Annotated in this window: 24 protein-coding genes and 2 pseudogenes; 6 read left to right on the top strand and 20 right to left on the bottom strand. The window is 67.6% G+C overall.

From position 1 onward, the window contains the following. Positions 1-18: 18 nt before the first annotated feature. On the bottom strand, positions 19-498 hold the full coding sequence (locus ACNQS7_RS09645; protein WP_418012385.1) for a TspO/MBR family protein: 480 nt from the start codon (positions 496-498) through the stop codon (positions 19-21). Next, entirely contained in the window at positions 491-2,572 is a 2,082-nt protein-coding gene (locus ACNQS7_RS09640; protein ID WP_418012384.1) for an MMPL family transporter, read from the bottom strand. Before ACNQS7_RS09640 ends, ACNQS7_RS09645 begins: the two co-directional genes overlap by 8 nt. A 48-nt stretch (positions 2,573-2,620) precedes the next feature. Here ACNQS7_RS09640 and ACNQS7_RS09635 point away from each other — a divergent pair, with 48 nt between their 5' ends. Beyond that, the gene (locus ACNQS7_RS09635) at positions 2,621-3,130 is read left to right on the top strand and encodes a MarR family winged helix-turn-helix transcriptional regulator (RefSeq protein ID WP_418012383.1); all 510 of its coding nucleotides are present in this window, start codon (positions 2,621-2,623) and stop codon (positions 3,128-3,130) included. On the opposite strand, the gene ACNQS7_RS09630 is transcribed toward ACNQS7_RS09635, so the two are convergent. The 3 genes from ACNQS7_RS09630 to ACNQS7_RS09620 form a co-directional block, all read right to left on the bottom strand. Beyond that, the gene (locus ACNQS7_RS09630) at positions 3,100-5,358 is read right to left on the bottom strand and encodes an MMPL family transporter (protein ID WP_418012382.1); all 2,259 of its coding nucleotides are present in this window, start codon (positions 5,356-5,358) and stop codon (positions 3,100-3,102) included. The genes ACNQS7_RS09635 and ACNQS7_RS09630 overlap by 31 nt on opposite strands. Before the next feature lie 150 nt (positions 5,359-5,508). After that, a complete protein-coding gene (locus ACNQS7_RS09625) occupies positions 5,509-5,907 on the bottom strand; it encodes a hypothetical protein (RefSeq protein ID WP_418012381.1) in 399 nt (132 codons plus the stop codon). 4 nt (positions 5,908-5,911) lie between these two features. Then, on the bottom strand, positions 5,912-6,274 hold the full coding sequence (locus tag ACNQS7_RS09620; RefSeq protein ID WP_418012380.1) for an STAS domain-containing protein: 363 nt from the start codon (positions 6,272-6,274) through the stop codon (positions 5,912-5,914). Positions 6,275-6,696: 422 nt separating this feature from the next. Here ACNQS7_RS09620 and ACNQS7_RS09615 point away from each other — a divergent pair, with 422 nt between their 5' ends. From ACNQS7_RS09615 to ACNQS7_RS09605, 3 genes are read left to right on the top strand one after another with little or no spacing between them, the layout of a single operon-like run. Beyond that, positions 6,697-7,293 (top strand): SOUL family heme-binding protein, encoded by a 597-nt coding sequence (locus ACNQS7_RS09615; protein WP_418012379.1) that lies wholly within the window; start codon positions 6,697-6,699, stop codon positions 7,291-7,293. A gap of 28 nt (positions 7,294-7,321) precedes the next feature. Continuing rightward, the gene (fni, locus tag ACNQS7_RS09610; RefSeq protein ID WP_418012378.1) at positions 7,322-8,368 is read left to right on the top strand and encodes a type 2 isopentenyl-diphosphate Delta-isomerase; all 1,047 of its coding nucleotides are present in this window, start codon (positions 7,322-7,324) and stop codon (positions 8,366-8,368) included. Positions 8,369-8,376: 8 nt separating this feature from the next. Further along, positions 8,377-9,678 (top strand): glycosyltransferase, encoded by a 1,302-nt coding sequence (locus ACNQS7_RS09605; protein WP_418012377.1) that lies wholly within the window; start codon positions 8,377-8,379, stop codon positions 9,676-9,678. Here ACNQS7_RS09605 and ACNQS7_RS09600 read toward each other — a convergent pair. The 11 genes from ACNQS7_RS09600 to ACNQS7_RS09550 form a co-directional block, all read right to left on the bottom strand. Beyond that, positions 9,598-10,188, bottom strand: a complete 591-nt coding sequence (locus tag ACNQS7_RS09600) for a MarR family winged helix-turn-helix transcriptional regulator (RefSeq protein WP_418012376.1) — start codon at positions 10,186-10,188, stop codon at positions 9,598-9,600. The two genes, ACNQS7_RS09605 and ACNQS7_RS09600, sit on opposite strands and share 81 nt — an antisense overlap. 118 nt (positions 10,189-10,306) lie before the next feature. Next, positions 10,307-10,522 carry a DUF2945 domain-containing protein gene (locus ACNQS7_RS09595; protein WP_418012375.1) on the bottom strand — a complete coding sequence of 72 codons (216 nt, stop codon included), beginning with the start codon at positions 10,520-10,522 and terminating at the stop codon, positions 10,307-10,309. Continuing rightward, positions 10,467-10,919: a DUF2784 domain-containing protein gene (locus ACNQS7_RS09590; protein WP_418012374.1), complete on the bottom strand. Its 453-nt coding sequence runs from the start codon at positions 10,917-10,919 to the stop codon at positions 10,467-10,469. Before ACNQS7_RS09590 ends, ACNQS7_RS09595 begins: the two co-directional genes overlap by 56 nt. 39 nt (positions 10,920-10,958) lie before the next feature. Further along, entirely contained in the window at positions 10,959-11,954 is a 996-nt protein-coding gene (locus ACNQS7_RS09585; RefSeq protein ID WP_418012373.1) for a DUF5914 domain-containing protein, read from the bottom strand. Further along, the gene (locus ACNQS7_RS09580; RefSeq protein ID WP_418012372.1) at positions 11,951-13,477 is read right to left on the bottom strand and encodes an FAD-dependent oxidoreductase; all 1,527 of its coding nucleotides are present in this window, start codon (positions 13,475-13,477) and stop codon (positions 11,951-11,953) included. The genes ACNQS7_RS09585 and ACNQS7_RS09580 overlap by 4 nt, the downstream gene beginning before the upstream one ends. Then, a complete protein-coding gene (locus ACNQS7_RS09575) occupies positions 13,474-14,193 on the bottom strand; it encodes a class I SAM-dependent methyltransferase (protein WP_231752325.1) in 720 nt (239 codons plus the stop codon). Before ACNQS7_RS09575 ends, ACNQS7_RS09580 begins: the two co-directional genes overlap by 4 nt. 2 nt (positions 14,194-14,195) lie before the next feature. Continuing rightward, positions 14,196-14,507 carry a lycopene cyclase domain-containing protein gene (locus ACNQS7_RS09570; protein ID WP_418012371.1) on the bottom strand — a complete coding sequence of 104 codons (312 nt, stop codon included), beginning with the start codon at positions 14,505-14,507 and terminating at the stop codon, positions 14,196-14,198. Continuing rightward, positions 14,504-14,827, bottom strand: a complete 324-nt coding sequence (locus tag ACNQS7_RS09565; protein ID WP_418012370.1) for a lycopene cyclase domain-containing protein — start codon at positions 14,825-14,827, stop codon at positions 14,504-14,506. Before ACNQS7_RS09565 ends, ACNQS7_RS09570 begins: the two co-directional genes overlap by 4 nt. Further along, positions 14,824-15,777 (bottom strand): phytoene/squalene synthase family protein, encoded by a 954-nt coding sequence (locus ACNQS7_RS09560; RefSeq protein ID WP_418012369.1) that lies wholly within the window; start codon positions 15,775-15,777, stop codon positions 14,824-14,826. The genes ACNQS7_RS09565 and ACNQS7_RS09560 overlap by 4 nt, the downstream gene beginning before the upstream one ends. After that, positions 15,774-17,294, bottom strand: a complete 1,521-nt coding sequence (gene crtI / locus ACNQS7_RS09555) for a phytoene desaturase family protein (protein ID WP_418012368.1) — start codon at positions 17,292-17,294, stop codon at positions 15,774-15,776. Before crtI ends, ACNQS7_RS09560 begins: the two co-directional genes overlap by 4 nt. A 19-nt stretch (positions 17,295-17,313) precedes the next feature. Then, the gene (locus tag ACNQS7_RS09550) at positions 17,314-18,504 is read right to left on the bottom strand and encodes a polyprenyl synthetase family protein (RefSeq protein ID WP_418012367.1); all 1,191 of its coding nucleotides are present in this window, start codon (positions 18,502-18,504) and stop codon (positions 17,314-17,316) included. Positions 18,505-18,714: 210 nt separating this feature from the next. Here ACNQS7_RS09550 and ACNQS7_RS09545 point away from each other — a divergent pair. Continuing rightward, positions 18,715-19,323: pseudogene (locus ACNQS7_RS09545) on the top strand (phosphodiesterase); the annotation flags it as partial. A 103-nt stretch (positions 19,324-19,426) separates the two neighbouring features. Here the strand turns inward: ACNQS7_RS09545 and ACNQS7_RS09540 are convergent. Next, positions 19,427-20,776, bottom strand: coding sequence for a TIGR01777 family oxidoreductase (locus tag ACNQS7_RS09540; protein WP_418012366.1), 1,350 nt, complete (start codon positions 20,774-20,776; stop codon positions 19,427-19,429). 55 nt (positions 20,777-20,831) lie between these two features. Between ACNQS7_RS09540 and ACNQS7_RS09535 the strand changes: the two genes are divergently transcribed. Next, positions 20,832-21,794, top strand: coding sequence for an SDR family NAD(P)-dependent oxidoreductase (locus ACNQS7_RS09535; protein ID WP_418012365.1), 963 nt, complete (start codon positions 20,832-20,834; stop codon positions 21,792-21,794). Here ACNQS7_RS09535 and ACNQS7_RS09530 read toward each other — a convergent pair. The 3 genes and pseudogenes from ACNQS7_RS09530 to ACNQS7_RS09520 form a co-directional block, all read right to left on the bottom strand. Further along, on the bottom strand, positions 21,791-23,035 hold the full coding sequence (locus ACNQS7_RS09530) for a glycosyltransferase family 4 protein (protein WP_418012364.1): 1,245 nt from the start codon (positions 23,033-23,035) through the stop codon (positions 21,791-21,793). The two genes, ACNQS7_RS09535 and ACNQS7_RS09530, sit on opposite strands and share 4 nt — an antisense overlap. Before the next feature lie 370 nt (positions 23,036-23,405). Next, positions 23,406-24,956, bottom strand: a complete 1,551-nt coding sequence (locus tag ACNQS7_RS09525; RefSeq protein ID WP_418015947.1) for a 1,4-alpha-glucan branching protein domain-containing protein — start codon at positions 24,954-24,956, stop codon at positions 23,406-23,408. A gap of 26 nt (positions 24,957-24,982) precedes the next feature. After that, positions 24,983-25,779: pseudogene (locus ACNQS7_RS09520) on the bottom strand (class I SAM-dependent methyltransferase). Positions 25,780-25,929: the final 150 nt, after the last annotated feature.

Here is a 25,929-nt window from a genome sequence, read left to right as displayed (position 1 = left end):
CTTCAGCGGTTGAGCCCGTCAGCGATTGAGCCGCCACACACTCGTTGCCAGCACCGTGGCGAATCCACACCACAGTGGGTACGGCAGTAACGCCCACCCCTTACGCGGGTCGGCGTCGACGGCGCGGCGCACCAGATCGGCACTGCTGACGGTCAGCGCGGCGGCACCCACGGCGGAGGGACCCAACTTGTGGTAGCGGAAGAACAGCCAGCTCCAACCCGCGTTGATGGCCAGGTTGACCCCGAGCGCGGCGATGTAGCCGCGGGCTTCCTCGTCGCGCCCGTCTTCGCGGAACCGGTCGATGGTGTTCGCCGAGGTGACCGCGATATCGGTGTAGAGGCTGGTCCAGGCGATCGGGAAGGCGACTTTGGGTGGCTGGAAGCTCGGCTTGCGGAGTCGGTCGTACCAGCCGGGGGTGCGGTTCGGGCTGGCGACGCTGCCGGAGGCCGCCGCGGCGGTGACAGCAAGGGCGGTGCCGGCCAGAGTTGACTTATTCATGGTGTTTCCCTTCGGTTTCGGCGTGGGTAAGGTCAGCCGGCCACCAGATGCGGTCGCCGATGAGGGCGAACAGTGCGGGGATCACCAGGGTTCGGACGACGAAGGTGTCCAGCAGGATGCCCAGGCCCACGATGATGCCCAGTTGGGTCATCACGATCAGCGGCAATACGCCGAGGACGCAAAACACCGCCGCGAGAACGATTCCCGCGCTGGTGATGACACCGCCGGTGGCCGACACCGCGCGAACCATGCCGTCCCGCGCGCCGTGCCCGGCTGCCTCCTCTCGCGCACGGGTGACCAGGAAGATCGTGTAGTCCACTCCAAGCGCGGCCAGAAAGAGGAACGCGTACAGCGGTGCGATGTTGTCCAGCGCAGGGAATCCGAACACGTGGATGCTCGCCCAGCCGCCGAGGCCCAGCGCGGCCAGCGCACCCAGAATGGTCGCCGCCAATAGGGTGGGCGGGGCCAGGGCAGACCGCAGCAGCGCGTAGAGGACGACCAGGATCACCAGCAGAATCGCCGGTATCAACAGGACTCGATCGTGTACCGCGGCGTCTCGGGTGTCCAGTGCCTGGGCGTCCGGCCCGCCCACCAGTGCCTCGGGCGTCACCCCCCGGGTCGAATCTCGCAGCGCCGCAATGGTACTGAACGCTCGCGGGGAGGACGGCGCCGCATCGGTGACCACCGACCACTTGGTCAGACCGCTCCCCGAAGTGCCGGCCGGATTGGCCGAAACTACCCCCGGGGTGGCGGTGATGGCCTGTTGCACCTGCGGTGCCTTGTCGGTCGGCGCGATCACATCGGTCGGATTGGCCAGCCCCGCGGGAAAATGTTGGGCCACGATATCGAAGCCTGTCACCGAATCCGCTTTGACGCGAAACTGTTCCGTCTGGGACAAGCCGACGCGGGTACTGAGCAGACCGGTGGCCAGCACGCCCAGGAGAACAATCGTGACGGAGGCGACCAAGACCGGACGGCGCGATACGGCTTCGGCGACCCGGTGCCAGATGCCGGTTTCGGTTGCCTCGTGCTTCGTGTCATCGGGCTGAGGTACGAACGGCCAGAACAGCCGCCGTCCGCACACCGCCAGCAGCGGTGGCAGCAGCACCAGCACCGAGACGGCGGCAACCAACAGCCCGCACGCCGCCAGCGCTCCCAGGCTGCGGGTGCTGGGGGTGGACGCGAAGACCAGGGTGAGCAGCGCCAGCACTACGGTGGCGTTGCTGGCCACGATCGCCGGTCCGGCCATCCGGACCGCTCGGCGCAACGCGTCCCGGTGATCCCGGTGGCGCCGAAGTTCCTGCCGGTAACGCGAAATCAGCAGCAGCGCGTAGTTGGTGCCCGCACCGAACACCAACACGCTGGTGATGCCCGAAGTGGAACCGTCGAAGTTCAAACCGGTCAGCGACGCCACCGTGACACCGACGGCGCTGGCCAACCGGTCGGCGAAGCCGATCACCACCAGGGGCACCAGCCACAGCACCGGCGAGCGGTAGGTGGCGATCAGCAGCAACGCGACCACCGATGCGGTGACCGCCAGCAGGGTGATGTTGGCATTGCTGAAAGCGTTGGCGATGTCCGCCCCGAACGCCGGCCCACCGGTGACGTGTGCCGTCATTCCTGCGGGCAAGCCCTGGTTGGCGGCGGTGCGCAGCGCAGCCACTTCTTCGTTGAGCGGCAACCCGGACAGCTCGGCGCTGATCGGTACGACTCCGATCGCCGCCTTGCCGTCGCCGGACACCAGTACCGGCGCCCCGGGCGCACCGTCGTGGATAGTCGCCAGCATCCGGTCGCGGGCGCCTTCGCAGGCTTGCTTCAGGGCATCCGGGGCGCCGGATCCGTTCACCACCACGATCAGCGGCACCCGGTCACCACCGGGGAACTGGTTGGACAGCTTCTGCACCTTCGCCGAGTCAGAATCGGTAGGCACCGACAGCGGCGCCTGCCCCGCTGCGGCATTCCCGCCGACCAGTGCCATGAAACCGGCGGCCAGCACGAAGACGCCGAGCGCGAGCAGCCAGGAGCGGCGTCGGGTCAGGGTTGCGGCAAATCCGTCCCACACAGCACTAAGCATTTCAGTAACTGAAATATTAATCAACTGAAATTAGGGCCGAAAAACGATATGCTGCTCATCGGTATGCAACCCGACGAGCCGGCGTGCCACCGCGCAACCCTGGAATCGCAGATCACTGCTGATCTGCGGGAGTTGTCGTCTGAATCCGACCAGATCGGGCGGATCTTCGCAGTCTCCCACGATGTTCGGCCCACTGACTTTCGGGCACTGCTGCACATCATGGTTGCCGAGACCGCCGGCCAGCCCATGACGTCCGGGGACCTGAGTCAGCGAATGGGCCTGTCGGGCGCGGCGATCACCTACCTTGTCGACAGGTTGATCGACTCGGGTCACATACGTCGGGACTCTCATCCCGCTGATCGGCGCAAGGTGATCCTGCGCCACGCGGAGTCGGGCATGCACACCGCGCGGTCATTCTTCACTCCGCTCGGCCAGCACACCCATGACGCGATGGCCGACCTGCCCGACGCCGATCTGGCTGCTGCGCATCGGGTTTTCGACGCATTGCTGGTCGCGATGCGCCAGTTTCAGGCCGAACTGGGCCCCACCGATTCCTGAAACGCCCGCGGTAATCCGCGACGGGGTGCCACGGTGAAAGTCCGCCGGTGCCACTTGGCCAGGTGCCTGGGCGCCCACCAGTTGAGCCGGCCGAGCACGTGCATGAACGCCGGGACGAGAATCATGCGGATAACGGTGGCGTCTATCAGGATCGCGATCGTCAACCCGACGGCGAACATGCGCATGAACGAAACCCCGGCGGACATGAGGGCGGCGAACGAGATCGACATCAGCAGGGCCGCGGCGGTGACCACTCGACCCGTGCGGGCGATACCGAGAGCGACGCTTTCGTCGTTGTCGGCGTGGGTCTGCGTTGATGCGAGCCAGTATTCGCGGATCCGGGACAGCAGGAATACTTCGTAATCCATCGACAGGCCGAACGCGATGCAGAACATCAGCACCGGAACGTTCACCGCCAGCGTCCCGGTGGCAGTGGTACCGGCCGCCCCGAGGTGGCCTTCCTGGAAGATCCACACCAGCGCGCCGAACGTCGCCGTCAACGACAACATGTTGAGCAGGACGGCCTTGATCGGCAGCACCACGCTGCCGGACAGCAGGAACAACAACACCAGCATCACGACCGCGATGAAGCCGAATACCAGGGGCAATCGTGAGGTGATGCCGTGCACGCAGTCGCGATTCGTCTGCGCCAGACCGGTGACCAGAACCCGCTTGCCCGCGGGCAGTGCGACCTCATGCACACGGGCCAGTTGCTCCTCGGACTCTCGCGTATACAAGGCCGCGGTGCTGTCCACCGTGAGAAACGCTGCGCCGTCGGCCATTCCGGTCGGCGCCGACGGAGGTCCCTTGGGTTCCCCGGCGATGAAAGTGCCGGTCGGCGCCGACACCGACGAGACTTCGGGCACCCGCGACAACTCCGCGGCGTACGTGTCGATATCCGAGCGGCTCAGTCCTGCGGTGTCGGGGATCACGATCTTGACCCGCGTCGTGGAGTTCGACGGGAACTCCGATCGGATCCGGTCATTGGCCAACCGCGCCGATGACGTCGCGGGCAGCACGCGGTCGTCGGCATACCCCCACTTCACTCCGAGGAAGGGTGTGCCCAGCGCAAGCAGCAGCACGATTAGGATAAAACCCAACGGCATCGCTTGCCTGATAACGAATTTCGCCATGCGATACCAGAAGGTCTGTTCGAGCGGCGGGGCGGCCCGTTGCGGTAGACGCAGCAGCCGGCGCGCCAGGCGCCGCACGTCGAACGCATCGATGCGGTGGCCCAGTAACACCAGCGCGGCCGGTGTGATCGAGACGGCGGCGGCAGCGGCGAAGGCCACCACCGCGATGCCGGCATAGGCGAACGACTTGAGAAAGTACATCGGGAAGAAGATCATCCCGAGCAGCGCCAGCGCCACCGTCATCGCGGAGAAGAGCACGGTTCGGCCGGCGGTGGCCATGGTATGCACCACGGCCTCATCCGGTGGTACCCCGTCGCCCAGCTCGTCCCGATAGCGGCTGACGATCAGCAGGGTGTAGTCGATGGCCAGCGCGAATCCCAGTGCGACAGAGACGTTCAGTGCAAAGATCGACACGTCGGTGAACAGAGCGATCCCCCGTAGCGCGGCGAGTGAGCCCAGGATCGCGAACCCGCCCACCGCCACCGGCAGGGCGGCCGCCAACAGACCTCCGAACACCCATACCAGCGCAATGAAGCTCAGCGGGATGGCGATGACTTCCATTCGCAGCAAGTCGTTTTCGGTTTGTTTGTTGATCTGTGCGTAGACCATCGCCGACCCACCGGCTTGCACAGTGACCCCGTCACGTTCGCCGGCGAAGCGGTCCGCCAGTGCCTGGGCGTGTTTGGCGCTGGTGTTCTCGTCACCCTTGAGCGTGGCGATGATCATGGCCGTTTTGCCGTCGCCGCTGACCGTGCCCGGGGCGGGTTGGGGCTGCCAGGGCGAGGCGACCTGGGAAACGAAGGTCGATTCGGCGAGTTGTCGAGTCAGGTCGGTGCCCACCAGGTGCCCGGGACCCGCTTTTACGCCGTTCTCGGAGCTGACCAGCAGCACCAGTTCCATGTCACCCTGGTGAAAGGTGTCGGCGAGCAGCGTCGATGCCCGGGCCGATTCGGAGGTGGGATCGAGAAATCCTCCGCCGGAGAGACTGCCCGCGGCCGGGATGCCGAACACCGCGGCCGCGATCATCACTAGGACGGCAGCGGCAATCACCCGCCGCGGCGCGGCGACGGAGACTCGGGCAAGTTGCGCAAGCATGGTCCGTCCTCGTGATGACGTATCTCCAGCCAACCGAAGCAACGGTTAAGATTATTAAACATTAATCTAATGAAGCGACGGTTGCTAGCTGTAACGAGGCGGACGTGCCGCTGGTTCAACAGTATTGCGGCAACGAGTTGCCGTTTTCGGTTAACCGCCCAACTTCAGCGCTGTGACCAGCGTGTCTGGATCGGCGACCGTGACCGTCAACGCCGAATGATCCCGGAATCCGATAACCCTATTAATGCGCGGTTCGAAGTGAATGCACACGCCCGCCTTCGCGTTCGTTCCGAAGGTGAGTCCGTCGTCGGCCATCGACAGGCGCGGGCCGACGGCGGTCCACCATCGGTAGGGTCCGGTGACGTGCGCTTCGACCACGTCGGACAACGGCGCTTCGACGCGCCACGGCCCGTACCGGGCGGCGAAGCGGCCATCGTCGGTCAATGTCACACCCTGTTCGCCGGGCCAGCGGAAGGGGAGCCACAGCGGCGCCAGGCGTGGGTCGTAGTGGTAGGGGAAGTGTCGGGCGGTCTTCCCGGGTGAGTTCATCGCCCTACCGGACCAGTCCTGGCGCCTGACGCCGAGTGGCAAGGGCGTCCTCGATCAGTTGCAGCGCCTCGGGCACGGATCTCACCAGCGGTAAGCCGTGATCGCGGACCACCCTGATAACCGTGCGTAGGGCCGGGCCGCTGACGATGTTGCAGTACAAGCCGGCTGCTTGATGCTGATGATTGAAGGCGAGAAGTTGCTGGAATCCTTCGATGCCGAGGAAATCCAGTTGGCTGAGATCGACGATCAAAGGCGTGCACGCCTTGGTGAAACGTCGGACTTCCGCAGCGATCTGTGCGGCGTTCGACGCATCGATCCCGCCGTCGATGCGAACTACCGTCGCCAGACTTCGGGCGTATACGAACATCTGTGCCCCATCGCAATTCACGACGTAGCGGTAGCGGGGGCGTCGTTGGTCTTGGGAATCTGCAGCGTGCATCGGCAGGCCTGTCAAATTGTGGGTGAAACCGGTGGAACTCGATGTTCCAGAGTTCCGGGACTGTAGCTGCGGACTCAACTGACACCAGCCTAGACACAATCTGGCCGCTTGGTTCTTGCAGTGATGCGGGCAACACCGATGGGGGTCCGCAGGCGCTCGGTTCGCAGGGAGCTTAATTGATTTAAACATTCAGTAACTTAACAAAGTCGCACGATCCGAGTATGCTGAACGTGCCGAGGCTAGTGCCCGGGTGGTGGTTCAGCAGTGACGACGCCGGTCTGAGTTACTGGCTCAGTTGTGGGCGCCGAAAATTCGCGACACCATGGAACCGATGAGGGAAAGAGGCGACCTTGTTCAAGTCTATTGGAGCAGTGGTGGGGCAGGTCGCTGAAGCGGCCGGCATGGTCGTGGGGTACCGGCACAGCATCGAAGAGCCTGCTCACACCACCGAAAAGCTGACGCGCGACGTGGAGCTCCGCCACTACGGGGATCGGATCGCGGCCCAGACCACCGTCGTCGCTGATGAGGAATCGGCCCGCAATGTGGGGTTCCGACGGCTGGCACGCTACATCTTCGGGGCGAACAACGATCGCGAGAAGGTCGCAATGACGGCTCCGGTGGCACAGGAGTCGCGCAACAAGGGAGAGTGGGTGATCCAGTTCTTCATGCCCTCGGAAAAGACGATGCAGACACTGCCCTCGCCCGACGACGGTGATGTCGAGTTGGTGACCGTGCCGCCCTCTACGGTTGCGGTGCACAAGTTCACCGGCATCCCCAGCCGGCGCGCGGTCGCCTCTCACACCAAGCAGTTGATGGACACGCTGGGGGAGTTGGGATTCGAGGCGACGGACTCTCCGGCGGCCTGGTTCTATGACCCGCCCTGGACCGTTCCGGCGTTGCGCCGCAACGAAATCGCCGTGCCGGTCAAACCCAGGAGTGGAGTCTGAGCATGCTGACCGGTAGGGCCGGAGTTCCATGACGTCGCCGCGCCGCGACATGGCGTCGCGCAAGCTGCGTCATATCGACGCGTGCCTGGACGGCGACGTCACGTATCACGGGGTCACAACGGGCCTGGAACGTTACCGGTTGCCGTACAACGCGTTGACGCAGACCAGCCTTCACGACGTCGACCTGTCGACGGAGTTCCTCGGGGTCGGGCTACGGGCGCCGGTGCTGGTGGGCGCCATGACCGGAGGTGCCGAGTTGTCGGGCACCATCAACCGGAATCTGGCCACCGCCGCGCAACGACTGGGCGTCGGGATGATGCTCGGCTCCCAGCGGGTGATGCTGGAGAGTGCCCTGGGCGAGCAGGCCGCGCCCAGCTTCGCGGTGCGCGACGTGGCACCGGACGTGCTGCTGGTGGGCAATATCGGACTGTCGCAGTTCGTCAAGGACGCGATCCCTGAGATCATCCGGGCACTCGACCGGGTTGGGGCGAATGCGCTTGCGGTGCACACCAATCCGCTGCAGGAGGCGATGCAGGACAACGGTGACACCGACTTCGCCGGATCGCTGGACCGACTGCACGAGCTGACCCCGATGCTGGATTACCCCGTGCTGCTGAAGGAAGTGGGACACGGCATCGGCGCCACCGCGGTCGCCGATCTGCTTCGCCTGACCGGAGAGCCGCCGGTGGCGGCCATCGACGTCGCAGGGGCCGGCGGGACGTCGTGGTCGCGTGTCGAGCAGTTGGTCCGTTACGGCGAACTGCGCTATCCGGACCTGGCCGACTGGGGGATACCCACGGCGCAGGCGCTGCTCGAGGTTCGTGCGGCACTTCCGCGGATCCCGCTGGTCGCCTCCGGTGGGATCCGCACCGGTATGGACGCGGCCAAGGCCCTCGCCCTGGGCGCCGACGTGGTAGCAGTCGCCCGGCCGCTGCTGGCCGCCGCTATCGAGTCCGCCGATGCGGCAACGGAGTGGCTGCAAGGGTTTATCGACGAGCTGCGTATCTGTCTGCACGGTTGTGGTGCCGCCGATCTGCCGTCGCTGCGCAAGCTCGGCGCGCTACCCGTCGCCTAGGCGCACGCATGGCGGTGATTCTGGCTTACGGTTCGCCCGCGCTGGGTCATCTCTACCCGATGGCGGCTCTGTTGGGGGAGCTGACCGCGCGCGGCCACCAGGTTCACCTGCGAACGATGAGCAGCGAAGTCGCCGGCATGCGCGCGGCCGGCGTGCACGCAGCCGCCGTGGACCCGCGGATCGAGGCGATCGTCGGAGATGATTGGTTGGCGCACAACGCGTTAGGTGTGCTCAAGCGGTCCATCGACGTACTGTGCCGACGGGCTGTCTTCGAGGTCGATGATTTTCGAAGCGCGATCAGCGAGGCGAGGCCCGACGCGGTCATCGTCGATGCGAACTGTTGGGGCGCGATGTCGGCGGCTGACGTCGCCGGCTTGCCGTGGACGGTGTTCTCGCCGTTCACGCCATATCTGCGTTCGCAGTTCGCGCCACCGTTCGGGCCCGGGCTGCGGCCGCTGCCCGGCCTCATCGGGCGCGTCCGTGACGCGTCGATGCGGCCGTTCGTCAGATATCTGTTCGATCGGCCGATGTTGCCGCGGATCAACGCGCTTCGCGCCGATCTCGGAGCGCCGGCGATCCGTTCGGTGGACGAGTTGATGCGCCGGGCGCCGCTGCTGTTGGCGGTGGGCGGTGAGCCGTTCGAATATCCGCACCCCGATTGGCCGGAGTCGGTGCAGTTCATCGGAGCGTGCGTACCCCAACAGCCCGTGGGGACGGCGCCGGACTGGCTGGACGCCATCGACCGGCCCATCGTGCTGGTGAGCACCTCTTCGATCGCCCAGGGTGACGCGAAGTTGGGCCATGTTGCGCTGCAGGCGTTGGCTGACGAGCCGGTGCACGTCATTGCGACGTTTCCGGCGGGGGTTCCCGGCGGTCTGCCCCAGACGGCGAACTCGACGGTGTGTCAGTTCCTGGAGCATGGTCCGGTGCTCGAGCGGGCGGTGTGTGTCGTCACGCACGGCGGGATGGGCACCACGGTCAAGGCGCTCAACCGTGGCGTTCCGGTCTGCGTGGTGCCGTTCGCGCGGGACCAGGGCGAGGTTGCGCGCCGCGTCGAGGTTGCCGGCTGCGGCACCCGCTTATTGCCCAAGCGGCTCACTCCGGCACGGTTGCGGGCCGCGGTGCTGGGTGCGGCGACCATGACGGGTGGAGCTCGCCGAGTCGCCGCCGGATTCGCCGCGACGGGGGGAGTGGCCCGAGGTGTGGATCTGATCGAGCGGCGGTTGCTCTCAGCGCCTCGGCGCGCCGGACCGAGCCGCACCCTGCCGCCGCTTGCCGGCCGACGACGAACCCCGAGCGAGTTCCGCTGACTCCTCGTGCTGTTCGGGCACGGACAGTTCGTTCTCAAACGTGGCCATCGCCTCGATCATCGCCATGAACACCCGATGTGCCGCCACCAGGTCCTTGTCCGGCATGTCGGCCAGGGCCTCCCGGATATGTCCCCCGAGCGGGGTGAAGAACGTGTGCGCCAGCGTCATCCCGCGCGTCTCGTACCGCAGGAGCCACTTGCGGCGGTCCTCGGGGTCCGGCTCCCGGCGGATGTGGCCCGCCTCGATCATCCGGTCGACCAGGTAGGTGATGGCCGGCGGGGACACGTCCATGCGCTGCCGCAGTTGCGCCAGGGTCAGCGGGGTACCCGCGGTCTCAGCCACCATGATGTGCAGCAAGGCATGAAAATCGCTGTTGCTGACGTCGTTGACGCGCGCGTAGTGCCGCCCGACGCGATCAGAACGGGCGGTGATTGCGCGAATATCGGCCGAGAGCTGCCTCTCCAGTTCCGCCCGCCTCGGCGGCGGCTCGCCCGCGCCCCGCTTGCTCACTTACCCGCACCCCTTCGTCAACCATTCAGAGTACGGCGTGATCGCTCATTAGTGCTCAAGCCGGTCCCGCGACTTCATCTTTCCGTCGGGTCTCGACTCGCAGGATGTCGACGGGTCGTCAAGTGTCGCGGCGCAGGGCATCCGGCTTGTGTACCGCGTCTTTGCCGGTCTTGTCGCTGCGGACCTGGTACTGCGGGTCGTCTTCGGAAGCCCGAACGGTTCGCCCGGCCGCTTCGGTGTCCGACGTGATCTTGCGTTCCACCTTGCCTTTGACGGTGTTACCGTGGCTCTTCCACTCGACCTTGTCGCCCTTGCGCAGATTGTCGTCGCTCAATTGACTTCGCTTCCCTCACCCTAGATTTCCCATCGGGTACCCGCCGACTCTGGATCAGTAACGCGATCCAGGACAGCGCGGCGGCGGTGAAAGCGAGCGCCTGAGCGGTTCCGGTGCGGTTGGCAGGCAGGACTCCGCCGTCGACGTAACGGCCGATAAACCCGTTCTGGGGAAGGGCACCCATCCCGGCCCGGGCGCGGGCCCAATCTTCCAGTGACGTCAACGGGCACCGGAGATCAAGCGCCACAACGGCGGCGCCCCAGCACACGGTCGGAACGTGCAACCAGAATGTGCGCCGCCAGCGCAACGCCAGAAAGCCACCGCTCGGCAGGTAAGCCAGATAGGCGAAGTGCGCGGCCACAGTGGCAACGACAACGGCGAAATATCTTCTTTTCATCGCCGATTCAGCCTAGAGGACCGAACGGCGGTGCGTTGCTCAGCCGCCGCTGCGCAGGCGGTACCGGCGCTCGGCGTAAGCAAGGTCGTCGCGCCACAATCGGTTGGCGGCGTAGCGCATCAGCGGGGTCACCAGCGGGGCGACCGAAAGTGCCGCTTTGAACCCGGGCCGCTGCGAATGTGCGACGACCGCTTCGATCACGGCGACGCGGGGCTGCCCGTCGGGCCCCGGACCCACTGGGGTGGCATGGGTTTCGACGACGCTTCCGGCGCCCTCACCTTCGACGATGCGCATCACGATGGTGCGCGCGTCGGTGCAGGTGAATTCCGCGATGGTCGGCACCCCGAAGCGGCCAACCCGGAAGGTGACCGAGACGACGAACCGGTCGTCCTCCTCGGTCGGGGTGGTGAGCACCTCGAGTCGGGTGAACGAGTAGGGGTGGAACCAGCCGCCATGCCACGGGTCGAGGCGGTTGGCGATGATGTCCTGCGGTTCGGCGGTGCCTTCGACGCGGGCGACGGCGGGCAGCGTGGTCCCGGTGGGCCGCTCCGGGATCACCGGCACGTCCAGCGGCGTTTCGCCGCCGACGGCGTCGAGTCGCACCCAGGCCAGCACGCCGTCGTCGTAGCCGGGTAACGGAGCCCAACCCAGCTTGCACGACCGGCCGTCCAGGGCCAGCCCATGCCAGCGGCAGAACAACACACCGTCGGAAACCGTGCCGGTGGCCAGGTCCGCGCCCAGATGTGGGCAACCGGCCGGGCCGACCGTCAGATGGCCCAGTCGGTCACGCCAGGCGACGAGTTCGACACCGGCCACCCGGACGCCGAGTGGTCGAGTCGCGCGCACTGCGCTACTGGCCGCGAACACGTACCAGTTGCCGGTGGCACGGCGCCGCGACCTTTCCAGGGCGGCGTTGATGATCCCCGGCTGGGCCTGACCGTAGGTGGGACGCTGCTGCGTCCACGCCGCGCGCGGAACCAGTTGCAGCGGCCAGTCTTTGGGCCACCGCTCGCGGAACTGATCGCCGACGCTCATTTGCGCCCTCGGATTTGCCGCAGCGCCAGCGATCTCAGCAGCACCGATCGGCCGCGGGTGGGAACGGTGAACAAATCATGACCACTCACGCCCCATCGCGAGAGCAGCTGGTTGGCCGCCACCCAGCCGGTGGTGGCGGCGCGCTCCATCAACGCCACCGGCAGGTCCACCCGGATGCCGTCACCGGCCAGCACCAAGCCGGCCTGCGGCGTCGCCACGGTAGGTCGCCGGGTGTAGGTACCGGGCGTGAACAACGGGCAGTCACTTCGGCGCAGCACTCGTTCCTGAATCACGTTGGCGGCAGCGGTCTCCGGGTACAGCTTGTGCAGTTGCTCGATCGCGGCGTCGCTGGGTGTTGCGGAATCCATTGCATAGGAGTGTAATTCGACGACGGACCCACCGGTCTGGCGGGCCCAGGCGGCGGCCTCGGCCTCGTAGCGCTCCAGCACACTGATGTTGTCGAGCGGTGGGTGGCCCGCGGTACCCAGGAAGGGTGCCCGGTCGGATCTGACCGGGCGGTCCAGCCACAGCCGGTGCACCACGAACGACGGGGCGGAGCGCAACCGCCGAATCTGCGCGCGCCACAGGTCGTTACCGAGATCCCCCGACGCGGCCAGGACCTGTTGCAACCCGCCCACGTCGAGCGCCAGCACCACCGCGTCGGCGGACAGCGTGTCGCCGTCGGTGTGCACGCGGAATTCGTCGTCGACGGCGTCGACGCGCTGCACCGGCGTGTCGAGCCGGAACCGGACGCCGCGTTCGCTCAGGTAATCCCGCAACGGATTCCACAGGCTGACATCGAAATTGGCGTTGGCAACGTCGAAGATCAGTCCCTCGCTGGAGCCCAGGAAATAGATGTGGAACATGGTGGCCAGCTCACCGGCAGACAGCTGGGTCGGGTCGGCGAAGAAGCTGCGGGAGAACACCTCGAATGCCAGGTGACGCGCCGACTCCGGGAAATTGATGCTCTTCAGGAACGTTTCGGCGTCGATGTGATCCAGCTGGTGGTAGATCTCGGGAACCGAGACCGCCGCCAGCGGTGCCGACGCCCCGGCGTCGATGCGCATCAGGTCGGAAAGCCGGAAGGTCGGGCTGCGCAAGGCGAAAACCAGGGCGTTCCAGGGCGGCGTCCGGGGCAGGCCGCGGAAGGTGTCGCGCCGGCCGGCCCCGTCGATCAACGGGTAGTCGGTGACCGGTGTCAGCATGCGCAACTGCGGATCCACCCGACTCAACAGCGCCCGCAGGTTGTAGTACTGCCGGAAGAAGGCGTGGAACCCGCGGTTCATCGGCACCTCGGAACCCGGGCCGGCACCGTCGTGTTCGGTCCAGCCCCCGACCCGCCCGCCGAGGTAGGGCTCCTTCTCCACCACCTCGACGTCGACACCGCGTTCGGCGAGTCCGGTGGCGGCGGCCAGGCCGGCGATCCCGGCCCCGACGACCACGACGCGCGGACGCGAGGACAGTGAGGCGGCGTCGGCCAACCCGGGCGTTGCCGAGTGTCGTTCGCGGCGGCGGTCGGTCACAGCGGCACCTCCCCGATAAAGGTATGGACGATGTTTCGCTCCCAGCCTGACATGGTTTCGCCGCGCACCGAAGTGAATCCGGCATCGGACATGCGTTGGCGGAACCGCTGCGCCCCGTCGAAACTCAGCACGCTGCGCCACAAGTGTCGGTAGAGGGTGGTGCTGCGGGTCCGCAACCAACCCGACGGGATGATGATGGTCCAGCACACCGCGTGCCAAATCTTCACGGCGGCAGGGGAATCGCGCACGGAATACTCGTGCACCGCCAGCGTTCCGCCGGGCCGCAGCAGTCCTGCGAAGGCGCGCAGCTGCCCATCCGGGTCAGCGAGGTTGCGCAGCAGATAAGCCGCCAGGATGGCGTCGAACGGGCCGGTGATCCCGTGTTCACCGAGTTCTTCGATCGGGGTGTGCACGAACCGCACCGAAGCCGGCCACGACTTGGCGCGCGCGGCCTCCAGCATGCCGGCCGATGCGTCGACGGCGATGATCTCGGCTTCGGGAGCCGCTGCCAGCAGCGCGGCCGTGGATGCGCCGGTGCCGCAGCCGGCGTCCAGCAGTCGCAGGCCGCGCCCGTTGTCGGGCAAGCGCATGCGTTGCACCGAACGCCGCAGGTTCGTGTGATAGCCGGGGTTGGCGCCCACCAGTCGGTCGTAGGCGTCGGCGCCGACGTCGAACGCGTCCGGAACGTCGCCGCGAGCAAGGCCTGCTTTATCCATCATCACCGCCGTACACGTTGATACTCCCACAGCAACAGGACTCCCGTGACCAGCGCGAAGCCGAACAGGAAGTCCTCGACCGGAATGTCGAAGGGGAAGCGCAGCCCGCTGGTCTCCCGCTCGTCGTAGATGACCACCGGGGCGCTGAGCTTGGTCAGCCAGCCGTCGACGGGAACCTGAAATCCCAGCACGATCACCATCGACAGCCAGTAGGCGAGCTTGCGGAACAGTCCGGTGCGCAACACCGTGAACTCGAGCGCACACACCGCGAGAACCGAGACGACGGCCGGGACGGTGTAACCCAGTCCGGTCATCGGCGCCGGCTCCAGCCGAGGATGGTGCTCACCGCGCTGTAGGTGAGCAGCCCGCACACGGGGATCACCAGGAAGAACAGCACCTCCTCGATGGGTATGCGAGGCGGCAACTCGATGCCGGTGATGTATTTGCCGTTGTACCACCATATTCCGGCGGCGATCGCGATGGCATCCCACACCAGGAACACCGCCGCGAACGGCACCACGGAACGCAACAGGCGCCCGGGTTGGCGGTATACGCCCTTGCCGAATAGTTCCAGCGGCAGGGTGATCAACAGGCACAGACCCAGGACGATCAGATATTGCCAGTGATCGCTCACGCGGCACCGGATTTCCGGTGATCGGGCAGCGTCCGGCGGATGCGCCAGGCCTCGAACAGCGCGCTGCCGGCCACCTGGATGCGGCGCGCCTTGCCGACGGTGGCGCGGTGGCTGAACACGGCGAAGTCGCTGTCCTCGATGCGGTCCAGGATCTCGGAGTACAGCGTGAGCGCCGTTGCCACACACGGGCGTGAACGGGGTGCCAGCAACGGAATGCCTTGCGCGGCAAAGTCGTAGATCTCCCGGGTGATCTTGTGCTGCTCTGCCAGTGCGTCCCGGACCCGGGCATCGGTGCGCCGGTGCATGTGACACCACAGCATCAACTCGCGGTCCACACCGTGAGCCGCGAGTTCGTCGGCAGGCAGATATACCCGGTCACGCAACAGGTCCTCGTCGACGTCGCGCAGGAAGTTGGTCAATTGGAACGCGCGGCCCAGCGCTTCGGCGTACGGTGCCGCCTCGCCCGGGTCGGAGACCGTGCCCAGTACCGGAAGCACTTGCAGGCCAATGACTTCCGCTGACCCTCGCATGTAGCGGTTGAGGGCGGCGCGGTCGGGATAAGCGGTGACGGTCAGGTCCATGCGCATGGAGTCCAGGAAGTCCACGAACAGCTCCGCCGGAATGCGGTAGCGGTTGATCGTGTGGTCGACAGCCGTCAGCACCGGCTCGTCGCGGTGCACACCGCCGGCGAAGAAGCGGTCGGACAGCAGCTGCAGCCGATCGGCCCGCGCCGCGGCGTCCAGGGTCGGATTGAACTCATCGAGAATGTCGTCGGCGAGGCGGGCGAAGGCGTACAGCGCATGGATAGCCGGACGCTGGTCAGGGGCCAGCAACCTGGTCGCCAGGAAATAAGTGCGACCGTTCTGCGCCGCGATCTTGCGGCAGCTGCGATAGGCGTCGCGCAATGCGGGATCGTCGATGCCGGCGGCGTCCAGTTCGGTGCGGATCATGGCAGTGGGGCTTTCAGATCCAGGTGAATAGAAGAGCGGTCCGGAGTGCCGGTGACGCGGTCGGCGGCCAACCGCCCGGAGATCAGGGTGGTCGGCACGCCCACGCCCGGGGTGGTCGACGACCCGGCCAGCACCGCGTTGTCGATGCCGCGCACCAGGTTCGCGGGGCGGAAAGGTCCGGTCTGGGCGAAGGTGTGGGCCAGCGCGAACGGGGTGCCCGAGGTCATGCCGGCGCGGGCCCAGTCGGCCGGGGTGTCCACGTGCAGCACCTCGGCGCTCTCGCGCAGGTCCGGCAACAGTCGTTGCTCCACCGCATCTAGCATTGTCTGAGCGTATGGACCGGAGGTGGCCGACCAGTCGATACGGCCGCGGTCCAGGTTGGGCGCCGGTGCCAGCACGTAGAGCAGGTCACGCCCGGGTGGGGCGAGAGTTGGATCGCTGGCCGTCGGCCGGGTCACCAGGAGCGAGGGATCCCGCATAAGCCTGCCGTCGGTGATGATGTCGGTGAAAGTCTGATCCCATGCGTCGCCGAAAAGGATCGTGTGGTGGGCCGGCGGCGGTTCGATGGCGCGGCAACCCACATGCATGACGACCGCCGACGGGGCCGCGCGCAGCTTGAGCGGGCGCCGGGGCCGTCGGCCCAGCAGTTCGTACGTCAGCGGTAGCTCGGTGGTCAGAACCACAGCGTCGCACGCGATGCGGTCGCCCTCGGCGGTGATCACCGCGTTGACGCGCTCACCGCTGCGCTCCAGCGCGGTCACCGTCGATCCGTACCGGAACTGCACCCCGGCGTCTTGGGCTGCCGCGGCAAGCGCGTCGGGCAGGGCCCGCACACCGCCGCGGGGGAAGAACACGCCCGACACGGTGTCCATGTAGGCGATCACCGCGTACACGGCCAGCGCGTCCTGGGGAGCCACCCCGGCGTAGAGGGCCTGAAACGTGAACACCCGCAGCAGCCTCGGGTCGCTGATATACCGCTTGACCATGGTCTCCCAGCGGCGGAAGCCCCCGATTCCGGCGAGTCTGGCCAACTGCGGGGTGACCATCGACAGCGGCGAATCAAAATTGGCGCTGATGAAACCCGCGAACTCCGTCCGGTAGAGCTTGTCCAGCCAGTCGCGCAATGCGCGGTAGCCGGCGGCTTCCTGCGGCCCGGCGAATTCCCGCACCGAGGCGGCCATCCGCTCGGCGTCGGTGTGGACGTCAAGGGCCGCACCGTCGGCGAACATGGCCCGGTAGGCCGGGTCAACCGGCAGCAGGTCGAGTCGCTGCGCCAGGGACTCGCCGACGGCGGCGAATGCCTCGTCGATCAGGTCCGGCATGGTGATAACCGTAGGGCCGGTGTCGATCAGGTAGCCGCCGATATCGCGGCGACCCGCACGACCACCCGGCCACGGTTCACGCTCGACCACCGTGACTTCCCGCCCCCGGCCGGCCAGGTGCAGTGCCGCCGACAGGCCGGAGAGCCCCGCTCCCACCACGACCACCCGATCGGTGCGGCCCCCTACCGTACGCATCAGCATTCCTCCCGTGCGATCATGCGGCACGCCTTGTGCACACGCCGGCCATACTTGCAAGCGCGCCACTGATCGGGCCGTCGATTCCGCTGCTGTCCAGTGCTTTCTGGGCGATCTCAACGCGATCGGTGATGAGTTCCTCGATCCGCTGCACTGCGCCGGTCGCGAAGATCAGGGAGCGCCAGTGCTCCAGATCCTCCGCGGTGAGCTGGTCGCGGTCGACCAGTTCGCCGAACTGCCGTCGCGTCGAGGTGTCGGCAAGCTCGTAGGCCGCGACCATCAGGCTGGTGGCTTTGCGTTCGAGCAGGTCGCCACCGTTGGGCTTGCCGGTGGTGCCCGGGGACCCGAAGACGCCGAGGATGTCGTCGCGCAATTGGAAGGCTTCACCCACGGCGCTGCCGTATTCGCCGAGCCGTGCCAGGGTGTGCTCACTGCAGCCGGCCATCGCGGCGCCGATCTCCAGGGGGCGGCGCACCGTGTAGTTGCCGGACTTGAGCCGCGCCACGTTGAGCACGGCGTCCAGGGTGGGCAGCTTGCGGACATCGAGGGTGAGGTCGGCGAACTGGCCGACTGCCAGTTCGGTTCGCATCGCGTCGTAGCGCGGCCAGGCGCGATGCAGCTGATGACGGCTCAGCCCGCAGTCGCGCAGCATCTGTTCGGCCCAGATCAGGCAGAGATCACCGAGTAGCACCGCGGCTGATTCTCCGAACCGACGTGACGAGCCGGACAGACCGCGCTGGCGGTGCCAGCGCTCGAACTGGATGTGTGCGGCGGGCAGTCCGCGCCGCGATGGCGAGTCGTCCATCACATCGTCCTGCAGCAGTGCGAAAGCGTGCAGTAATTCTAAGCTGGCGGTGGCTGACAGTGCCGCGTCGCTAGGCGGCGCACCCGACAGCCAGCCCAGGTACATGAACGTCGACCGCAGGCATTTTCCGCCCTTGACGAACTCCATCAGGACTTCCCCTGCGGCGTCGACGCCACAATCACCCAGAGTGTCGTTGCAGCGGGCGGAGACGAACGCCTCCACCTCTTCCAGCACGGCCCGGCGCAGACTGCTTCGCCACTCGTCGAAGTTATCGGTGGCTGACAGTCCCGCTGGGTCTCTGCGTGCGGCTTCGGCGAGGGCTACCCGCGGGAACTCGCGCACATCTCCCACGACGGCTCCCTTGAGTTCGGCGTCGGCCGCTGTCATCGGACGGCTCGGATTCACGCGCTGGTACCCCCTTGACGAGATGCCAAACCGCGCGCTGGCGGCGGTGGCCGGGTCGGACGATTATCTTCATTTATTTAATCGTTAACTTAGTGAATGATTCTTTGGTTCGCCACTCGTGCGGGTCGGGCCCCGACTATTGAGCACACGTAGCAGAGCCGGCTTCGGTTCAACCGGTTTTCCTGTGAACAGAAGGGGAACCCGGCGCCGGTGAATGTTTCTGATCTTGTCGCCCTGCCGTTCCAGTGGGGTTCCGCCGCCCGGGGCAAGCGGTTCTTTCATCCGCTCGGCGTGGTTACAAGAGGTTCCTTGCAGCGCACCGCACCCGATGGCGAGGGTCTGCCGATCCCGTCCTCCGATGTGGTTGGCCGATTCTCCAAGGCGACCGGCACGCCGGCTCGCCTACCCGATCTCATCGGACTTGCCCTGCGGGTGGACTCCGGCGTCGGACCGTGGGACATCCTGCTGGTGTCGGCTGGATCCGGAGTGCTGACGCGTGCGGTCGCGCTTCGGCCCGTCGCCTCCTGGTCGGGCCATGACATGACCACACTGATGCCGCTGAGTTACCGCGGCAACAAATGGTGGCTGCGGGCCCGAATCGACACCGGAGTCCACGGGGCCGGCCTCTCCCTCGACGACGTCCGGCAGAAAGTGGAGGACGGCGGTGTCGACGTCGCGCTCGACCAGGCCTGTGGCAGCTCCGCATTCCGGGAACTGGGCCGGCTTTCGTTGACGAAGGTGGTCGAACTGCCACCCGGACAGGATGTCTCGTTCGATCCGGTGCTCAATACCGCGCCCGGGGTGAAGCTCTATCCGGGTTGACTGGCCGATCTGCGAGCGAGCGCCTATGCGCGCAGCCGTGACGGCAGGGAGGCACACGACAGCGGTGACCGGCGTTGACCACGTCGCGGGGCGTAGCCTCTCAGGACTCGCGTCCGAGCAGGTGTCGCAGCGCGGACTCGAGGTCGGGCCGGCGGAACGGGTGCCCCAGGTTGTTCAGCCGGGCCGGAGCGACCCGCTGATTCGCCAGCGCGAGTTCCCGTGCCCCCTGGGCGCCGAGCAGGACGCGTGGCCCCAGCGACGGCACCGGCAGGATGGCCGGGCGGTGCAGCACACGAGCGAGCGTGCGCGTGTAGTCGGTGTTCCGAACCGGTTGTGGCGCAACGGCGTTGATCGGTCCGGAGAGGTCCTCGTCCCACCAGCCCCGGTGATAGATGTCGATGAGGTCGTCGATCCCGATCCAGGAGAACCACTGCCGGCCGTCGCCGAGCCGGCCGCCCAGCCCGGCGCTGAACAGCGGCCGCATCAGCTGCAGCGTGCCCCCGGCGGGGGACTGGACGATGCCGGTGCGCACCTTCACCACCCGGGCTCCGGCCTGCTCGGCCGGCGCCGTGGCTGCCTCCCAGTCGGCCACCACGTCGGCGAGGAACCCGTCGCCGCGCTCGCTGTCTTCAGTGAGGGTCTCGTCGCCACGGTCGTAGCCGTAGAAACCGATCGCCGACGCCGAGATCAGCACCGGGGTTTTGCTGCGCGCCACCAGTTCGGCCAGCCGCCGGGTCGGCCCGATCCGGCTGTCCCGGATGGCTTTTCGATGCTTCTCGGTGAATCGTCCGGCGATCGAGGCACCCGCGAGGTGAACGACCGCGTCCACTCCGGACAGCAGGTCGGGGTCGGGGTCGTCGGTGTTCCACTGTCGCTCATCAGGACCGTGCGCCGTGCCGCGGACGAGTCGGATGACGCGGTGGCCTCCGGTACTGAGGAACGCCGACAGGGCGGTGCCGACCAGGCCCGACGAGCCCGTCACGGCGACCGTTGAGGCGGCCAGACCGTGCTCAACGGCCCTGTGGTGCGCGGCCAGATCGTCGGCCAACTGACGGTGCCGGTAGACGAACATCGGCCGCAGCGCCCGCTCGGGCACCGGCGTGTCCACCCGGTCGATGACGCGGGTCTGCTCGGCGCCGACTTCCTCGAAGTCGTGGGTGTGCCGCCAGTGTCCGATGATGCGCGGGGGCAGCGAAGCCAGACCGTCGCTGCTCAGGACGTCGACGAAACGTGTTGGCGGGTCATAGGAATCTGCCTGGTGCTGGGCCACCCACCGCAGGCCGCCGGGTAAGCCGAGGATGGCGCGGCCGTCCTTCAGCGAGTCGGCCTCGCTGACGAGCCGCATCGGCGACCACGGCGGTGAAAGCCTGGCGAAGGCGCCGGGTCGGGTGTGCCAGGCGAAAACCTCGTCGCGGGGTGCGTCGATCACGCTCGAATAGATCAGGCCCATGCGTGTGACGTTACCGACGAATGACACGGCGCGCCGGTGCGGCATTCTTGTCAGCATGGGTGTTCGCGACGGAATCGTTTCGCTGTTCGACGCCGTGCTGGACCGGGCGGTGGTGCCGGGCTATACCCGGATCGGCTATCGCCTGCGCACTCTCGAGTGGCCGGATGACCCACCGGCGGACGCCCTGCGTGGGGGCACCGCGCTGGTCACCGGCTCCAATCGCGGCCTCGGCAAAGCCATCGCCGCCGGTCTGGCCGGGCTGGGTGCGACCGTGCTGCTGACGGTGCGCGACGGGGCCAAAGGGGAGCAGGCGCGCGCGGAGATCCTCGCCGAGCACCCCGGTGCCGACCTTCGCGTCGAAGTGTGCGATATGTCGGACCTGGCCGCCGTGCGTGCGTTCGCCAAGGATCTGGCCGGGCGGATGGCCGGCCTGGACGTGCTGATCCACAACGCGGGACTGCTGCCGGCCGAGCGCACGGAGACCAGCGACGGCCACGAGATCACGTTGGCCACCCACGTGTTGGGTCCGCTGCTGCTGACCGAGGGCCTGTTGCCGTTGCTGCGCGCGTCCAGCGACCCGCGGGTGATCCTGATGTCGTCCGGCGGCATGTACACCCAGCAGTTGCCGGTCGAGGACCCCGAGTACCGGACGGGCCGATACCGCGGCGCCATCGCCTATGCCCGTAGCAAGCGGGTCCAGGTGGCGTTCACCCCGATCCTGGCCCGCCGGTGGGCGGGCATCCGGGTGTACTCGATGCACCCCGGGTGGGCGGACACCCCTGGCGTGGCATCCTCGCTGCCCGGGTTCCGGCGCATCACCGGGCCGTTGCTGCGCACGGCCGAGGAGGGCGCCGATACCGCGGTCTGGCTGGCCGCGACCAAACCGGCACCGCCGACGGGACTTTTCTGGCATGACCGACGGGCGCGCCCGCAGCACTACCTGCCGACGACCTGGTACAGCGACGACGAATTGCAGCGCATGTGGCGGTACTGCGCCGACGCGGTCGGGCTGGACTAGCGATCCGGCAGCGCGTGCTCGACGATCGGCCGCCGCGGCTGTGGTTGCCGCTCAAGGCGTTTGGCGGACAGATAGACCTGTGCCGTCTCGCGGGCCACGGTCCGCCAGTCGAAGTCTGACGTCAGCCGCTCACGGGCGGCGCGGGCCCGGCGCTGCGCCGCCGCGGGGTCGTCGAGCACGGCGCGGACCTTTTCGGCCAGGCCGGCAACGTCGCGGGGCGTGAACGACATTCCGGTGACGCCGTCGATCACGGCCTCGCCCAGGCCGCCGGTGTTGGACGTCACCAGCGGAATGCCGGCCGCGGCGGCCTCCAGCGCGGCCAGTCCGAACGGTTCGTAGTGGCTGGGCAGCACCGCGGCGTCGGCCCGGTGCAACGCGGCCAGCAGTTCGTCATGGTGGAGATGTCCGACGAAGCGGGTTGCCTTGCGCACCTTGTGTTTACGGGCTTGCTCGACGAGCCAGTCCTGCTGGGTGCCGTCGCCGGCGATGGTCAGGGTGGTGCCCGGGTGGGCACGTCTGATCCGGGGTAGGGCGGCGATGGCGTCGTGCACGCCCTTCTCGTATTCCAGCCGTCCGACGTAGAGAAGTTCGGCCGGCCCGGTGCGGGGGCGGCGTTCGCCGAACGGCCATCTGGCGGCGTCGATTCCGTTGCGTATCACGGTGGTCTCGGACAGGCCGGGGCCGAACAGTTCGGTGATCTCCTCCCGCATCGAGGCCGAACACGTGATGAGTGAATCGGATTCGCGGACCAGCCACGACTCCACGGCGTGCACCTGCCGGCTGATCGCCCCGCTGACCCAGCCGGAATGCCGGCCCGCCTCCGTCGCGTGAATCGTCGAAACGATTGGCACGTCGTAGAATTCGGCAAGGGCTAGGGCAGGGTGGGCCACCAGCCAATCGTGTGCGTGCACCACGTCGGGGCGCCACTGCCGTTTGTTGCCGGGGCTTTTGATGGACAGTCCGGCACGGATCATGGCATGGCCCATGGCCAGCGTCCAGGCCATCATGTCGGCGCCGAAGGCGAACTCGTGGGGATCCTGCGCGGCGGCGATCACCCGCACGCCGTCGTGGACCTCGTCGGAAGTCGGGTGGCTGCTGGGATCGGTGCCGGTGGGCCGGCGGGACAGCACGACGACTTCGTGGCCGGCCTCGGCGAGTGCGGTCGACAGGTGGTGGACGTGTCGGCCGAGGCCGCCGATGACGACCGGCGGGTACTCCCACGAGATCATCAGGATCTTCATGCGGGCGGGCTTCCGGGGTGGCGCGAGCGACCGCAGAATGCCGGGCGGTGCGGCGTGTTGGTGGCGACACGCGGGCGCTCGGCGGGGGGGTGGGGTGTGCGGTGGCGCGAGCGACCGCAAATTGTCAGGGGGTGCGGCGTGTCGGTGGCGACACGCGGGCGCTCGGCGGGGGGGTGGGGTGTGCGGTGGCGCGAGCGACCGCAAATTGTCAGGGGGTGCGGCGTGTCGGTGGCGACACGCGGGCGCTCGGCGGGGGGGTGGGGTGTGCGGTGGCGCGAGCGACCGCAAATTGTCAGGGGGTGCGGCGTGTCGGTGGCGACACGCGGGCGCTCGGCGGGGGCGCGGGGGGCGGCCGTGGACCAGGCGGTGATCACTTGGGGAGTCTCCGGGCGTCCAATGCGCCGAACAGGCCGTCGGCCCGGTTCCAGCCCTGCGCCAGTCGCTGCGCGGAGTCCCGGCGGCCCGACGCCAGGGCCCCGGCGATCTCCCGGGTGGCATGCGCGTGCAGGTGGGCGCGGTAGCGGGCGTAGTCGGCGGCGGAGTCCTTGCTGACCATGAACGGCCAGTCGCTGGACACGGTCAGCAGCGTCTCGCGCAGGATCTGGTCGGCGACGTGATCGCGCGGGATGGGCCCGTCCAGCGACGCCGTCTGGGCCAGCGCCTTGTCCACGGTGGTCAGCGCCGTGTCGACCACTTCGGAGTTGAGCTGAACCAGGTCGGCTACCTGCTCGCCGTTCCATACCTGCCAGTCTTTGCCGGAACCCCAAGAGCTGGGCGGCAATTCGACCGGTGAGCCGACGAACCCCGCCGACATCGCCTCGCGCAGCGTCCCCACCCGGACACCGGCCTCGGGCAGTGCGCGCAGCACGCGCGCCAGCCAGGTCGGGCCCTCATACCACCAGTGGCCGAACAGCTCGGTGTCGAACGCGGCCACCACGTGCGCGGGCCGGCCGATCCGCTCGGACTCGGACACCAGCCGGTTGCGCACCACCTCGACGAAGTCGGCGACGTGGATGTCGACCGCGCGGTCGGCGCGCTCGGGGTCATAGGGAGCCTTGCCGTCGGACCCCACGTTGCGGCCCGTGACGCGCGCCGGCTTGAGCCCGGTCAGGTGGTCATAGGTGTGGAAGTCCCGGTAGGCGGCGTGCCCGGGGTAGCCGGACTTGGGCGACCACACGCGGTAGCTGACCTGCAGGTCACGTCCGAATGCGACCACTCCGCTGGCGCCGACCGGGCGGCCCAGCGCCGTGTCGCCGTGCAGGGAAGGCCCGTCGACCATGAAGTGGCTGACCCCGGCCGCGGCATAGTCGTGCTCCATACCGGGGGCATAGGCGCACTCGGGCGCCCAGATCCCGGTGGGGCGGGCAGACATCCGCAGACGCGCGTCGGCCAGACCTTCGCGCAGCGCGAACTCCCGCAACCGGGGATTCAGCAGCGGCTGGAACGGGTGGGCCAGCGGTCCGCCGAGCAGCTCCACCGTGCCGGCGTCGATCAGGCCCCGCAGTAGTGGGCTGCCGCCGTGGCGCCACAGCGTGGCGAAGTCCTCGAGTGCCCGATCGGCCTCCTGGCATTCGCGAACGCCGAAGGCCCGCAACGCTTCCGGCGTGCAGGACAGATAGTCGGACGATTTCGACCGCGGCAGTGACCGCACGCTGGCAGCTTCGAAGGCGCGCAGCCGCCAGTTGGCCAGCCAGTGGTACATGCCGTCCAGGCAGTACGGGTCGTCGAGCTGCGCGTTGACCACCGGCGTCATGCCCAGGGTGAGCAGGCCGCCGCGATCCTCCTCGGCCAGCGCGCGCAGCACCCGGAACAGCGGCAGATAAGCGGCCGCCCACGACTGGTAGAGCCATTCCTCGCCGACCGGCCACCGACCGTGGTGCGCCAGCCAGGGCAGGTGGGTGTGCAGCACCAACGTGAACATGCCGGGTATCCGGGCGGATGAATCGGTCAACGGCGCACCGCGATCGCCACCAGATCCAGGCTGTCGTCAATGTCACAGTCGGACCGCTCGAGCAGGTCGAAGTCGGCGGTGGCCACCGCCGCGACGTCGGCCACCAACTCGGGCGACCAGGGCGCGTCGGCCACTGCCCGCTCGATCTGCGCGTCGATGATGGAGCCGCCGTGGCGGGCATCCATCTCCCGCAGTCGCGGCCCGTGGAACAGCCCGCTCATCGACACGTCGCTGAAACCGCCCTCGACCAGCAGTTGGGTGAGCTCGTCGGCGTTGAGTTCGCGGGTGTGGAACGGGTTGATCGGGGTGTCGCGGCCGGGGGAGAAGGTGATGCGATTCGGCGTCGACACCATCAGCACACCCCCGGGCGCAGCACCCGCGCGCACTCGCGGATGAACTGGCCCTGGTCCCACAGATGCTCGATGACCTGGAAGTTCACCACCACGTCCACGGATGCGTCGGGAAGCGGCAATTCGGTCAGGTTGGCGTGCAGCACCTGCACCCGGGGATAGCGGTGGCGGACGTGGGCGACCGCGGACTCGTCGTAGTCGACGGCTAACACCCTGGCGGCCAGCTCGGCGATCAGGTCCGCGCCGTAGCCCTCTCCGCAGCCGGCCTCCAGCACGTCACGGCCCGCGCACCGCGGCGCCAGGCGCTCGTAGACCACCTCGTGCCGGCGGAACCAGTAGTTCTCGATGTCGAGGTCGGGGATGGTGCGCTCGCCGGTCAGCGTCAACCCCGGATCGGCCGCGTGGTCGATCCGGTCCGGAGTATTGGGGACGATTGCGCTCATTGTTAAGGCAGGCTAATGCCTGGCCTCTGATTCGCGAACCGGACCGGGGAACAACGGGGAAGCCCAGGGCAATCGGCCCAGCAAGGACCCGCTATGGTGAGTGGGCAGACCGCGATAAGTTACCTGCTAGTAACATGGCCTATGCGGTCA

Origin of the sequence: Mycobacterium sp. 23 (assembly GCF_048287075.1) — a bacterium.
Classification (GTDB): domain Bacteria; phylum Actinomycetota; class Actinomycetes; order Mycobacteriales; family Mycobacteriaceae; genus Mycobacterium; species Mycobacterium gordonae_B.
The sequence above is the reverse complement of the archived record's forward strand: the minus strand, read 5'-3'. Positions and strand labels throughout refer to the sequence as shown.